The organism is Bifidobacterium biavatii DSM 23969 (genome assembly GCF_000741165.1).
GTDB classification, from domain to species: Bacteria; Actinomycetota; Actinomycetes; order Actinomycetales; family Bifidobacteriaceae; genus Bifidobacterium; species Bifidobacterium biavatii.
The window spans coordinates 49809-63705 of record NZ_JGYN01000005.1 but is presented as its reverse complement, the minus strand read 5'-3'; the positions used below and the strand labels follow the sequence as shown (position 1 = coordinate 63705).

The 13897-nt window shown below is 64.6% G+C and carries 10 protein-coding genes; 6 read left to right on the top strand and 4 right to left on the bottom strand.

Annotation, left to right across the window (positions count from 1 at the left end):
• The first annotated feature begins 48 nt into the window (after positions 1-48).
• A complete protein-coding gene (locus tag BBIA_RS02670; RefSeq protein ID WP_033492331.1) occupies positions 49-720 on the top strand; it encodes a hypothetical protein in 672 nt (223 codons plus the stop codon).
• Positions 721-736: 16 nt separating this feature from the next.
• Complete coding sequence (locus tag BBIA_RS02665; RefSeq protein ID WP_033492333.1) at positions 737-955, top strand: helix-turn-helix domain-containing protein; 219 nt, start codon at positions 737-739, stop codon at positions 953-955.
• A 320-nt stretch (positions 956-1275) separates the two neighbouring features.
• Here BBIA_RS02665 and BBIA_RS02660 read toward each other — a convergent pair whose 3' ends face one another.
• Positions 1276-2709 (bottom strand): MFS transporter, encoded by a 1434-nt coding sequence (locus tag BBIA_RS02660; RefSeq protein ID WP_033492335.1) that lies wholly within the window; start codon positions 2707-2709, stop codon positions 1276-1278.
• A gap of 439 nt (positions 2710-3148) precedes the next feature.
• Here BBIA_RS02660 and pdxS point away from each other — a divergent pair, with 439 nt between their 5' ends.
• The 4 genes from pdxS (at position 3149) to BBIA_RS02640 (ending at position 7996) form a co-directional block, all read left to right on the top strand.
• Entirely contained in the window at positions 3149-4024 is an 876-nt protein-coding gene (pdxS, locus tag BBIA_RS02655; RefSeq protein ID WP_033492337.1) for a pyridoxal 5'-phosphate synthase lyase subunit PdxS, read from the top strand.
• Between the two features lie 99 nt (positions 4025-4123).
• Positions 4124-4762, top strand: coding sequence for a pyridoxal 5'-phosphate synthase glutaminase subunit PdxT (gene pdxT / locus BBIA_RS02650; protein ID WP_033492339.1), 639 nt, complete (start codon positions 4124-4126; stop codon positions 4760-4762).
• A gap of 182 nt (positions 4763-4944) precedes the next feature.
• Positions 4945-6717 carry an aminotransferase-like domain-containing protein gene (locus tag BBIA_RS02645; protein WP_051923693.1) on the top strand — a complete coding sequence of 591 codons (1773 nt, stop codon included), beginning with the start codon at positions 4945-4947 and terminating at the stop codon, positions 6715-6717.
• A 208-nt stretch (positions 6718-6925) separates the two neighbouring features.
• Positions 6926-7996 carry an isoaspartyl peptidase/L-asparaginase family protein gene (locus tag BBIA_RS02640; protein ID WP_033492341.1) on the top strand — a complete coding sequence of 357 codons (1071 nt, stop codon included), beginning with the start codon at positions 6926-6928 and terminating at the stop codon, positions 7994-7996.
• Positions 7997-8321: 325 nt separating this feature from the next.
• On the opposite strand, the gene phnX is transcribed toward BBIA_RS02640, so the two are convergent.
• The 3 genes from phnX to BBIA_RS14635 all read right to left on the bottom strand — a co-directional run bounded on the left by phnX (position 8322) and on the right by BBIA_RS14635 (position 13896).
• Positions 8322-9104: a phosphonoacetaldehyde hydrolase gene (gene phnX / locus BBIA_RS02635; protein ID WP_033492343.1), complete on the bottom strand. Its 783-nt coding sequence runs from the start codon at positions 9102-9104 to the stop codon at positions 8322-8324.
• A 238-nt stretch (positions 9105-9342) separates the two neighbouring features.
• Positions 9343-10551, bottom strand: coding sequence for a 2-aminoethylphosphonate--pyruvate transaminase (gene phnW / locus BBIA_RS02630; RefSeq protein WP_081891881.1), 1209 nt, complete (start codon positions 10549-10551; stop codon positions 9343-9345).
• Positions 10552-11013: 462 nt separating this feature from the next.
• Positions 11014-13896, bottom strand: a complete 2883-nt coding sequence (locus tag BBIA_RS14635) for an extracellular solute-binding protein (RefSeq protein WP_202962022.1) — start codon at positions 13894-13896, stop codon at positions 11014-11016.
• Position 13897: the final 1 nt, after the last annotated feature.

Below are 13897 nucleotides of genomic sequence, written 5' to 3'. Positions count from 1 at the left end.
GCCGTGACGGTCGTGATGGGCCGGTCCGGGGATGACAAGGAGGTCATCATGAAACGCCTGACATGGACATGCAATCGTGAAAACGTGCGCACCTACGCCCGCCTCGGCACGCGCATCGGCGGCATACTCGTGGTGGTGTCGTGGATAAGCGTGGCATACACCGTGCTTATCGAGATCGGCTTCATCCTCTGCCTGTTCAACCCGTGGCTGCTCACGACGCGCGACGGCGATGTGACCTCGTATGGACTGCAGTTTGGCAACGGGTTCTTCGGCATGGCCGCGCAGATCGCCGGCGTGCGGTTCCAATTCCACGACGGCGGCCTGCCGCTGGTGTTCTTCGGTCTCGCGGGCGTGGCGAACGCGTATCTGAACGTGCTCGTGGCCAGCGGCGCCCGCGATTTGTGCGTGGCGATCGGCACGTGGGCCGGCGGCGAATCGGATGAGGCGACGAATGCGGGCGCGGACGGTTTGACGCCGTTCTGCGCCGATGCGCAGCACGGGCTGGAGCGCATCGGCTGGGGGTTGATACTCAAGCCGGTGATCGCGGGCGTCATGTCCGTGGCGTCGGTGCTGTTTGTGATTGTCGGATCACCGGTCGGCGTTTCGTTGGAGTTCTTCTCGATGCTTGAATACATATTGGCCGGAGCGCTCATGTTCCTGCTGTCGTTCGTGTTCGGCTACGGCGCGACGCTGCAGCGCGACGTGGACGGGCTGCTGTGACGATCGGAGGCGTGCGATGGGCGGACGGATCGTGCTCCGGCTCGACCGGATGATGGTCGAGCGCGGGCGGTCGCTGAACTGGCTGGCCGATCAGGTGGGCATCACGAATGTGAACCTGTCGAAGATCAAGAACAACCGCGTCTCGGCCATCCGGTTCACCACGCTGGCCGCGATCTGCGAAGCGCTCGACTGTCAGCCTGGCGACATCCTCGAATATGAGCCCGACGAGGATTGATTACTCCCGCCTCCTGTTTGCCATGCCGTGCTGTTTCGGTCACGCGATGGAAGTCAATCGTTTGATGTCCATCGCGTGATTGGGCAGAGGGCCACGGAATGGTAAGACCGGCGGGGTTTGCCATCCCGTGACCTTGTTTTGTGTTGTTGGGAGGTCACGGGATGGAAGTGGAACGTTTGACTGCCATCGCGTGAGAGAGGGGTTTGTCATGGGATGGTAAGACCGGCTGTTTAGCCATCCTGTGACCTTGTTTTGCACTGTTGGGTGGTCACGGGATGGCATATGAACGTAGCAATTCCACCGCGTGCCGGCTGACCGTGTCACCCGATGGCAAGAGTGGTGGATTTTCCATCGCGTGACCAAGCGGCGGCGTGGGCGGGAATGCGCACGCCGCGAGGCAACGCGTCGGCGAGCGATTTGCCGGCGAACGGCATCAGGACCAGCGCCATCGCGAATCCGGCGATCGCATACAGGAACATCCACCGGTACGAGCCGGTCGCCTGCTGGATCAGGCCGAACAGCGCCGGACTGATCGCCGCGCCGCCCGACGTGGCGAGATAGTAGTACGCGGTCATCGTGCCGGTATGCTCCGTACCGCCCAACTCGGCGACCCACGGCAGCGCGTTGACCAGCACCATCATCCACAGGATGCCGAACGCGAACGCAAGATACGGCAACAGCTCCGCGCGCCCGACCCACGGCATCGGCGCCAGCATCAGCATTGCCAACAGCAGACCCGCGCCCATCGTCGCGCGCCGGCCGAACCGCGTGCCCAGCCAGCCGGCCGGAATCGCGAACATGATGCCGCTGATCGCGAACCAAACCAGTCCGCCGCTCGCCGCGCCCGCGTCCATGCCCAGATCGTGCGTCGCGTACAGTGTGAAATACGTTTCGATCGCGCTCGACCCCATCGTGTACAGGAACAAGATCAGCAGCATCAGCCGGAAGCGGCGGCGATCGTCGTCGTCAAGATCAAGCTGCGGCACCGCGGCGGCGCGGAACTCGCGCCAGCTGACAAACGGCAGATGCGCCGGCTCGCCCGGTTCAGTGCGGAACTCGGCCGGCTCGCGCACCAGACTCGCCAATGCCGCGACCGCGGCGACCATGATGAACGCGCCCGCGACGAACGTGACGGACATGCCGTACCGCCGATACAGAAGGCTGCCGCCGCCGAGCGCGAGCACGTTGCCGATCGACCCCATGAAATTGATGACGCCGTTTGCCGTGCTGCGCTGGCTGGACGCGGTTACGTCCGGCATGAGCGCGACGATCGGCGCACGGCACGTTGACATGAGCAGCGCGTAGACGACAACCGCGGCGATCGTCAGCGGAGCGTTCGGCGCCGCGGCGATGAGCATCAGGCACATAGCTGCCGCGGGGATTGCGAATAGGGCGAACGGAATGCGCCGACCCCAGCGGGTGCGAACCTTGTCGGACAGAATGCCGCACAGCGGCTGCACGGTGAAACCGCACAGATTATCGATGCCCATGATGACACCGACGATGGCGGTGGGGATGGCCAGCTCCTTGAGCTTGATCGGCACGAACGCGTTGTACATGGCCCACGCGGCGGCGATGGCGAGCATGCCGAAGCCGATGGAGAACGTCTGGACGAGATTCAGGCGGGGCACGGCGTGCGCGGTCGGAGCGGTGTGAGCGGCGGTGATTGCGCGTGCCGAGGCGGTGTTCGCGGCGCGTGTGGTGTGAATGGTACGGGATGCGGGCGCCGTCACACGATACGCGGGGGAGGGCATTCGTACTTGCGTGCAGTGCTGAGCTACCATCCTGATCTGCATGATTCCAGTGGTACGCGCATGATCTGTCGGACCCGTTGCCCGGATGGTGCGTCGCGATGAAGCGGAGATGAATTCTTGCGGGTGGGTCGAGAGTTGTGCGATGCATTGCGACGCGCGTGACGATATGTGACGATGCGCGACGATGCGTAACAATGCGCGGAACGTTGCGTGAAACACTGTGCGGCGGGCGTGCATGAAGCGCGATGACGCGGGCGGGCGCGGCGGAATTGGCTGGGTGAGGAACGTGCGGATTGGTCTGGTCCGAATTGGACTGGTCCATTGGCAGGCAATGCGCGCATTTGATAATGGTCGCGTTGTCAATCGCACATCAACGAACACGATCCGGCCGTTCACGGCCGGTCGGCCACAGACTGACCACAGACCACAGGGGGACACCATGACGCAGAACCGCGCCGAACTCAACCGCAACCTCGCCCAAATGCTCAAGGGCGGCGTCATCATGGACGTGACCACGCCCGAACAGGCCAAGATCGCGCAGGACGCCGGCGCGTGCGCCGTCATGGCGCTCGAACGCATCCCGGCCGACATCCGCGCCGCCGGCGGCGTCTCGCGCATGTCCGACCCGGCTATGATCAAGGGCATCCAGGCCGCCGTGTCCATCCCGGTCATGGCCAAGGTACGCATCGGCCACATCGCCGAAGCACGCATCCTGCAGGCCATCGACATCGACTACATCGACGAGTCCGAGGTCCTATCGCCGGCCGACGACGTGTACCACATCGACAAGAACCGGTTCGACGTGCCGTTCGTGTGCGGCGCGAAGAACCTTGGCGAGGCGCTGCGCCGCATCGCCGAAGGCGCCGCCATGATCCGCACCAAGGGCGAGCCCGGCACCGGCGATGTCATCCAGGCCGTGCGCCACATGCGCACCATGAACAAGCAGATCCGCGAACTCGCCGGCCTGCGCGACGACGAGGTGTACGAGGCGGCCAAGCAGCTCGCCGTGCCGTACGACCTCGCCAAGTACGTGCACGACAACGGCCGCCTGCCCGTCGTCAACTTCGCCGCCGGCGGCGTCGCCACCCCGGCCGACGCGGCGCTTATGATGGAACTCGGCGCGGAAGGCGTGTTCGTCGGCTCCGGCATCTTCAAGTCCGGCGACCCGGCCAAGCGCGCCGCCGCCATCGTGCAGGCCACCGCCAACTGGCAGGACGCCGATCTGCTCGCGCGCCTGTCTGAAAACCTCGGCGAGGCGATGGTCGGCATCAACGAGGACGAAATCCAGACCATCATGGCCGCCCGCGGCGAGTGAGCGCGTTCCGCGGAGGCGGCCCGTACTCCCCGTGGGGCAGGGAACCGTCCCGTTCCCCGTCCCACGGGACTGCGAAAAGCCTCAGCGCAAGGAGACAACATGGTTGTAGCTGTTGAATACATTGCCAAAGAGGAATCCGACGACGCCGAAACCGCGAAGTACGGCGTGACCGGCATCCTCGCCGTCCAAGGAGCGTTCGCCGAACACGCGGCCGTGCTCGACAAGCTCGGCGCGCCGTGGAAGCTACTGCGCGCCGCCGACGATTTCGACTCGTCGATCGACCGCGTGATCCTGCCCGGCGGCGAATCCACCACCCAAGGCAAACTGTTGCGCTCGACTGGTCTGTTTGAGCCGATCTCCGCGCACATCGCCGCTGGCAAGCCGGTGTTCGGTACGTGCGCCGGCATGATCCTGCTCGCGAGCCGGCTCGACAACGATCCGAACGTGTACTTCGGTGCGCTCGACGCGACCGTCCGCCGCAACGCGTACGGCCGCCAGCTCGGCTCGTTCGCCGCCACCGCCGACTTCGGCAAGCCGGGCGATGCGGACTATCTGCCCGATCTGCCGCTCGTGTTCATCCGCGGGCCGTACGTCGTGTCGGTCGGGCCGTCCGCTGACACGAAAACCACGGTCGACGGGCATCCGGTCGCGCTGCGGCAGGGCAACATCCTCGCCACCGCGTTCCATCCGGAGCTGACCGGTGACACGCGTCTGCACGAGCTGTTCCTCTCGCTGTAAGCCACCGCCGCTCGCCGTCACTGTCGCCAGCGCCAGCGAGCCAAAACCGCCACGCACAACGGGTTGCTGGCGGAAAACGTTACGCTCGCTGAACGGTATGCCAGCGAACGTTTTCCGCCACGGGACGTAGGGTGGCGGGAGACCGTGATAACGATGCGAGACGACGGATGGGAGGCGATCGCATGCAGCTGCGACTCGACCGGCACAGCACCGTGCCGATGTATCGGCAACTGGCCGGCGAACTGCGCGAGCAGATCGTCTCCGGCGCGCTCGCCGAAGGCTACCGTCTGCCGCCCGAACGCGAACTCGCGGCGCGGCTGTCGGTCAACCGCGCCACCGTCCTGCAGGCATACCAGCAGCTCAAAGACGAAGGACTGATCGCGTCCAAAGTCGGCAAGGGCACGTTCGTGCTGCCGGAAAGCGCCGCACCGGCATGGCTTGGACATCGGGGAGGGGATGGCCGAACCGCTGCCGGCACGACGCCTCGCACTGCGGGAATCGCTGCCGGCACGACCAGCACGACCGGCACGACCGAAGTGCCGTGCGGTTTGCCGATGGCCAATGCCGATGGTCGACAGTCGGTCGTGCCCCATATTCCGCCCGGCTCGCATGATGCGTGCGATTGGCGTGCCGACCCCGGCGGCGCAGTCCATGTCGGCGAAGGAGCAACGGGACGAGTGCGCACCATCCGCGATGTGCGCGCGCAGTCGTCCGCGGATCCTGTGCCGATCGTCATGCGACCGCCGTGGTCGGTGCTGTTCAGCGACTACTCCAACCGGTTCACGTACCACGACATCGCCGAAGCCGAACGGGCGCAGCGCGGCGGCTCCGGCGAAAGCGGTCGCATCATCGACTTCGCGACCGGATCGCCCAACCCGGCCGACATCCCCGATGACCTGCTGCGCGCCGTCAGTCTGGAAGCGTTCGCATCACGCGACTTCGACGGCCAGCCCGAGTCTCCGATCGAAGGCTTCGACGAGCTGCGCGCACTGCTCGCCGACCACATGCGCACGCGCGGCGTCCAATGCGCGGCGCGCAACGTCATGGTGCTGTCCGGCTCCGAACAGGGCATCGACCTGACCGTGCGCGCGTTCGTCAACCCCGGAGACTGCGTGCTCGTCGAACAATCCACGTTCTTCCCCGCGTTGCAGTCGTTCCGCTCTGCCGACGCACGCATCGTCGGCGTGCCCGTCGACGCGCACGGCATGCGCACCGACCTGCTCGACGGCTACTGCGCGCGGTTCCGGCCCAAACTCATCTACACGGTCCCCACGTTCCAAAACCCCACCGGCACCACGCTGCCGGCCTCGCGGCGGCGCGAACTCGTCGACGCGGCTCGGCGATACCAGTGCCTAATCGTCGAAGACGACGCATACGGGGAACTCTGGTACGGGGGAGCGGGCGAACGGCCCGTGCCGCTCGCCGGCATGGAAAACTCCGGCTACGTGATCTACCTGTCGACGTTCTCGAAAACCGTGACGTCCGGACTGCGCACCGGCTGGCTCGTCGCCGACCCGCACGTGATCGCGCGGCTGGCCGCATTGCGACGCATGGTCGACCAGCACACGAGCACGTCGTCGCAGCGCATTTGCCTGGAATTGCTGCGCGAAGGGCGGATCGCCGCGCATGTTCGCAATCTGACCGCGGCATACCGCGCGCGGCGGGACGCGGCGGTGCGTGCGCTGAAACGGTACGCGCCGGACGGCATGCGATGGACCGCGCCCGAAGGCGGATACTACATTTGGGTCACGCTGCCGGACGGCGTGCGCGCGCTCGACCTGCTCGCCGCCTGCCGTGCGCGCGGGGTCACGTTCATGCCCGGCGGCGTGTTCGACGTGGACGAAACCGACGACGCGCACATCCGGCTCAACTTCGTGCGGCCGAATGCGGACGATATCGAATGCGGTGTGCAAGTGATTTGCGCAACCGCGGAAAAGTTCGCGGCCGGAGTGTGATGTCGTTTGCTGGAACGTGGCGGGCGGTGTCGTGTCGGCGATCGGCGGTATCGGACGGAACAGCGTCGACTCGTGCGGCCGGGATGCCCGGCGGCAGGATGCTTGCCGAACCGTCGGCGGCGATCGCATGGGGAATGGGACTACAACGGTATTGTCGGGGTTACCGGGATCGCCCGGAACCATTGAGATTGCAAGGAGACGAAGAATCATGACGAATCAAGGAACCGCGGCGCTGGCCACCGTCGAATCGGCAGGCAGCGAAGACGGCATCACGCTGATCATCCACGCGGGGGCGGGAGACCGCGGCAAACACCACACGCCGGAACGGTCCGCACAGGTGAAGGCCGATCTGACACGCGCCCTAGACGCCGGGTACGCGGTGCTGGAAGCTGGCGGCTCGGCCGAAGACGCGGTGATCGTCGCCATTCATGTGATGGAAGACGCGCCAGAATTCAACGCCGGGCGCGGGGCGGCGCTCACCAGCGACGGGCTTGCGCGCATGGACGCCTGCCTGATGGACGGCGACGGATCGGTGGGAGCGGTTGCGGGCGTGAGTACGGTGAAAAACCCGATCGACGCGGCGAAAGCAGTCAAGGATCAGACCAAGCATGTGCTGTTTGCGGACCCGACCGACGAGGAAATCGCCGCATGGGGCGTGGAAACGCGGCCTGCCGAGTATTTCGTCACCGAAGCGCGGAAGCGCTCGCTGGCCGAAGCACAGGCTGGCGGCGATGCGTGGGCGAAGCATGGCGAAATCAATGGCAACGCCATCCACGATGATGCAGACGTGCCTGGCGCACATCATAACGGCGGGGCTTCGGATGCGGTTGGAGCCGCTTGCCGTCCAGTCGTTGGCGGCGGAATGATCGGCGACGAAAAGCACGGCACGATTGGCGCGGTGGCACGCGATGCGGCCGGCCGGATCGCGGCCGGCACATCCACGGGCGGCATCACGAACCAGATGCACGGCCGCGTGGGCGACTCTCCGCTGCCCGGATGCGGCACGTTCGCTGACCAGCGGACCGTGGCCGTCTCCTGCACCGGCATCGGCGAGGCGTTCATCAAGGCGGTTGCGGCCCATCAGGTGTCGGACCGCGTGCGGTTCGCCGGCGAGTCTGTGCACGACGCGGCTGTGGCCACGCTCGCGGAGGTCGCCTCGCATCACGGCGACGGCGGCATGATCGTATTGCCCGCCACCGGCCGCGGTGCGGTGGCCTACAACAGCGAAATGATGAACTTCGGCTACCGCAGCGCCGCCGGCAAGCGGGTCAATGGCTGAACACGTGACGAGGTGGAGTTGATGCCGATCCGTCCATGTGCCATTCGTGATTTGCGTTCAAATCGCAATCTGTGAGGCAGTTTTTCGCTCGTGCATGGGTCTATCTGCGATCTGTGAGGCAACTGACGTCGAGAAAAGACGTCTCAACCCTCTTATTACGGTGGATTTTGAGGCGTTGACGGCGGCATACTGCATGGCGTTTGCCTCACAGATCGTAAATAGACAGATGTAAATAGTTAAAACTGCCTCACAGATCGCGAAAACCCGCTGTCTGTCGGGCGAATGCGGCCGTCGGACAGCGAGTTTCGGGAAAAGTGGTGAACGTTCAGGCGATCGCTGCGAGCAGGGCAGGCAGCTCCGCCATCGTGTCGATGACGGCGTCGGCGCCGGCGGCGACGAACGCGTCACGGGCGGCGGAGCGGGCCGCGGCCTGGTCGGCGGGGGAAAGCGAGTCGAACTCGTCCTCGCTCAGCGCCATCTGGGAGCTGCCCTCGGTCACGCCGATCGTGAACACGCCGGCGTTCTTGCCCTCGCGGATGTCGGAAAGCGTGTCGCCCACCTTGGCGGCGCGGCGCACATCGGTCACGCCCAGCGTCTCAAGGTTGCGGAACACCATGTACGGATAAGGGCGACCGAAGCCGTTCGTGGAATCCGGGCTGAACCAGCAGTCCGGCGCATAGCCGTTCGCGGCGGCCTGCGGCACGACAATCTCCATCATCTTGTCCGTGTAGCCGGTGGTGGAACCAATCTTGATACCGGCCGCGCGCAGCTCGGCCACCGCGTCCACCACGCCCGGCTTCGGATCCGCGAAGCCGTTGAGGATGCTCAGCAGCTTCGGTTCGAAATGCGCGTACACGGCATCCACGTCCGCGTCGGTCGGGGCCGCGCCGTGCTCGTCCTCCCACGCGCGAGCGATGCGGTCCATGTGCAGCATCGTGTTGATGTGGTCATGCTTGAGCATGCCCATCGGTTTGCGCGTCTCCTCCATGGTCGGCGTCACGCCAAATTCCTTGAACGCCTCCTGGAACGCGCGCACCGGCGCGAAGCACCCATAATCCACGGTGGTGCCGGCCCAATCAAAAATCACGGCTTCAAAACGGTTGGTCATAATAAATCCGTAGTCCTTATCCCCAAAAAACTATTGGTCGTTTGATGTCGATGCGAATATGCGATGGTTTCCTAGGCGGGAGGGGCGGCATGCGCCGTCCGACCATAAGCAGCGCAGGCGTGTGCTAAGCTCTGCGAGCACACGCCGGAGCGAGGCCGAGCGGCCTTGAGCGTGTCGGACGGCGCATGCCGCCCCTCCCGCCGTACCCGATCACATTTCGAATGGTGAGAGAAGAAACTCAGGCAACGAGCTTCACGCCGGCCGGAGCGGCGGCCTTGATCGGCTCGCCCGCGGCATCCATGGCGGCGATCGCGGCCGGCACGGAATCGGAGCCGGTGGCGGCGGACAGCAGGCCGCGCTCGCCCATGTACAGGGCCAGCAGCTCGGTCACCTTTTCGATGTCGTCGGTGTAGATCTCGCCGATGTTGCCCAGACGGAACGTCTCCTCGGTGGTGAGCTTGCCCGGGTAGATCGCGTAGCCGCGCTCCTTGATGAACTCGTACATGTCGTGGAAGTCGAACTTGGTGCCTTCCGGGTACAGGAACGTGGTGATGATCGGGCCCTGATGCTCGGCGAGGAACGTGCGGAAGCCCAGCGCCTTCATGCGCGCGATGAGCAGGCGGTTGTTGAGCGCGTAGCGGCCGGAGCGCGCCGGAATGCCGCCTTCGGCGAACATTTCGTCCAGCGCCTTGGAGAACGCGAGCACCACGTGAGTCGGCGACGTGTAGCGCCACTTGCCGTTGGCCTTCTCGAGCGTGTTCCACTGGTCCCACAGGTCGAGCGAGAGGCTGCGCGCCTTGCCCTTGGACGCTTCGAGCTTCGCCTTGTTGCAGATGATGAAGCTGAAGCCGGGCACGCCCTGGATGCACTTGTTGGCGGAGGAGACGAGGAAGTCGATGCCCCAGCCTGCGACCGGGATGTCCACGCCGCCGAACGAGCTCATCGCGTCGACCATGAACGTGCAGCCGTGCGCCTTGGCGACGGTCGCGACGGCGGCGATGTCGTTGAGCAGGCCGGACGTGGTTTCGGAGTGGATCATGGACACGTGCGTGATGGACGGGTCGTTGCGCAGGTACTCCTCGACCTTGCCGGCGTCCGGGATGCGGTCGTACGGTTCGGCGTACTGGACGTAGTTGATACCCGCGTGCTCGCAGATCTTGACCTGACGGTCGCCGTACGCGCCGTTGGTGCACAGCAGGACCTTCTCGTCCTTGCCGATCACGGAGGTCAGCACGCTTTCGACGCCGAACGTGCCGGAGCCCTGCATGAGCACGGCGGTGTAGTCGGCCGGATCGCAGTGCGCGAGTTCGAGCAGCTGGCGGCGGATCTTCTGCGTGATCTGCTGATAGTCCTCGTCCCACGTGCAGTGGTCGAAGAGCATTTCCTCCTTGACGGTGCGCGTCGTGGTCAGCGGGCCGGGGGTGAGCAGCTTGTATTCGTTTGCCATGATGTGTTCCTTTCGTGTTTCCGTTTGCTGACTGTAGTCATTCGCGTAGTTGATGACATCTTCTACGTAGTCTGATGATTGCCGTCGGCGTGTTGTCTGTAGTTCTGTTGGTTTGTTTGATTGCCGTTTACGATTGGCGATTTGTGCTGTTGCGTGATGTTGTTACGCGGGCGGCCCTACCGGACTGGGGTACGGGATGCGTTATCCGACACGCTCCGGGCCGCTCTGGCCGAGTCTTTACGGTCTGACAACGCATCCCGTACCCCAGTCCTACGCTGCGTCGCGATGTCGCGCTTACGTAACATTGAGCGAAAACGTAGGGGTGGGGAGCGGCATGTGTTGTACGACCGTATGACTTGGCCGAGCGGCCCGGAGCGTGTCGAACGACACATGCCGCTCCCCACCCACCCCGGTAGGGGCACTTACGCAACGGTGTTGCTGGAACTTATCGGCGGAGATGACTCACTTGCCCTGGGCGATGCGCTTGCATTCGGACGAGAAGTCCTGATGCTGCTGGAGCAGGTCGACGGTCAGGGGCTGGGGGAACGTCTTGGAACGCTTGGACGCGTTGGCCGGGGCCTTTTCGCCCACGTACAGCGGCGTCGGATACGTTTCGAGCAGTTCCTTGCGGCCCTTGTCGATGATGACCGCGGCCATCTTCTGCGCCTTCGGGTTCGTTGCGCGGCCTTTGTCGAGCACGGCGACCGATTCGGTCAGCGAGTAGTTGCCTTCCTCGGGGTCGACGTAGTCGATCGGCAGGCCCTTCTTCTTGTCTGCGACGGCCTGATGGCGCAGACCGAAGCCGATCGCCACCTCGCCCGAACGCACGGCCTTCAAAGGACCCGAACCGGATTGTTCGAGGTGCGGGCCGGCGTTGCGGTATATCGCCGTCAGAATGGCCTTGCCCTCCTCGCCGGTGCCGTATGCGTCCGCGATGGCCTGGATCATGAGCCAGCCGGTCGACGAGCCTTCCATGTCGGGCACGGAGATGAGCCCCTTGTACTTCGGATCGGCAAGGTCCTTGAAGCTCTTGGGTGCGTCCACGCCGGCGGCTTCGAGCGCCTTCGTGTTGACGATGATCGCGCCCTCCTGCGCGGTGGTCGGACGGCGGTAGTTCGGCGCCTTCGAGTTCTCGGACGTGCCGAGCAGCTGCGATTTCACGTCGGTGAGCGGCGCGAACATGTGGTTGCGTTCCTGCGCCGAATCGACGTAGTAGGAGCTCATGGTGAGCATGTCCGCCTCGAGCGCCTTGCCTTCGGCGAGCATCTTGCCGCCGAGCTCCGACGTGCCGAACGACTGGATGATGTACTGGTCCTTGAACCCGTTGTCGTCCAGCGCGTGCTGGAAGGCGACCACGGCTTCGTCGTCGGCGTTCGTGTAGATCACGACCTGCCCGTTGGCGGAGGCGGTGGACGTCGCGCCGAAGCCGAATCCGACGAGCAGTACGGCGAGGATCGCGGACAGTCCCGCGGTGAACGCGTTGCGGGCGCGGCGGTTGCCGCTGGTCGGCAGCGGGAAGTCCGGCGTACCGTTCTCGGCGGCTTGCACGGCGGCGGTCAGCTTCGTATCGGCCGCGACGGTGGAGCGAGCGGCAGCGACCTGCGGCGTGCGCACGGTGACGCGGGCCGCGGCGCGAGCGCGTTCGGCGGAACGGTCGCGCGTGGCGAACGCGATCACGCCCTTGACGACGAGGTTGGTGACGAGGATGAGCAGCGAGAGCACGAACACGTCGTCGAACTTGGCGATGTGCTGCAGCGCGGAGATCTTCGTGGTGATGACCTGCGTGCGCGCGCCGGTCAGAAACACGACCGCGGAGATAGTGACCATCGCGTTGACGAAGTAGTATCCGAACACCTGCAGGATAGTGGGCAGCGCGTTCGGCGTGACCACGCGCACGATCGTCTTGATCCACGAGTCGCCCATGAGCTTGGCGGTCGTCTCCCAGCCGGCGTTCATCTTGGACAGCGAGTCCTTGATCATCTGGTACGGGGTGGCGAAATAGTGGATGATGTTCGCGACGATCAGGATCCAGAACGTGTTCTGCAGGGCGGAGCCGGAGAACGCGAACAGGAACGCGATGCCGAGCACCATGCCAGGCACGGTGTTGATGATCGCTGAGATCGCGTCGACGGAACGCTTGGCCCAGTTCGGCAGCTTGGAGCGTGAGGTGACCAAGCCGGCCGCGTACGCGAACAGGCAGCCGACGATCGCGGTCATCACGGCCACGTACAGCGAGTTGGTGAACACCTGTGTGAGTTCGGAATCGGTGAACATGTTCGCGATGTGCGCGAACGTGAAGCTTGTGTTGAACGGCCATTCCGCAACGAACGGGATGAGCAGGATCACGGCGAACACCGAGAGCGTGCAGAGCAGTACGATCACGGACGCGATGCCGCACGCCCAGTCGCGGCGTGGCCCCTTCGGCAGGTCGACCTGGCTGATCTGCTTGTAGCGGATCGCGAAGCGTTCGAGCACGGTCATCAGAATGATCGAGATGATCGACGGGATGAGCATGAACACGGCGATCACGGCGCCGCGGTTGAAGTTCGGGATGGAGCCGAGCATCTGGTTGAACAGGGTCATTGCGAGCACGTCGTATTCGCCGCCGACCGACGTCGGAATGCCGTAGTCGGTGAACGCGAGGAAGAACGACTGGATGAACGCGACGGCCATCGTGCCGATGAGCGGGCGCAGCACCGTGTTGAGGAATGTGGTGAGCGGCTTGTCGCCCATGATGTGCGAGACGATGATGAATTTCTTGTCGACGAACTGGAAGCTGTTGTTGATGAGCAGGAAGCAGGTCGGCAGCGTGTAGATCACGTAGCCGAGCAGCAGACCGTTGAACCCGTAGATGTCGAACAGCTGATGGCCGCCGAGCAGTCGAGTAATCAGGCCCTGCTTGCCGAACGAGTAGATGATCGCGAAGCCGTACGTGATGGTCGGCAGCAGCATCGGCAGCTGCGCGAGCAGGCCGACTGCGCGCTTGAATCCAGCCGGCACGTTGGTGCAGTTGATCGTGTACGCGAGCAGGAACGCGAGCAGCACGGCGACGAGCGCGGACGTGGCCGACACGGCGAGCGAGTTGGTGATCGACTGCGAGAATTCGGGCCGGGATAGCACGGCCGCGTAGTTGGAGAGCGTCGCGCTGCCGTTCGCCGTGGTGAACGACTTGATGATGACGAGCGCCATCGGCACGACGAGGAACGCGGCGAACGCGACGGCCACGATGATCAGCAGCGTCCACAATTCGGTCTGCTTCGGCGCTTTCGGACGGCGTTCGTAGTTAACGATTTCGGGGCGAATGTTGGGCAGCTGGTTGGCCGCCTGGATCGATTCGGCGGACATG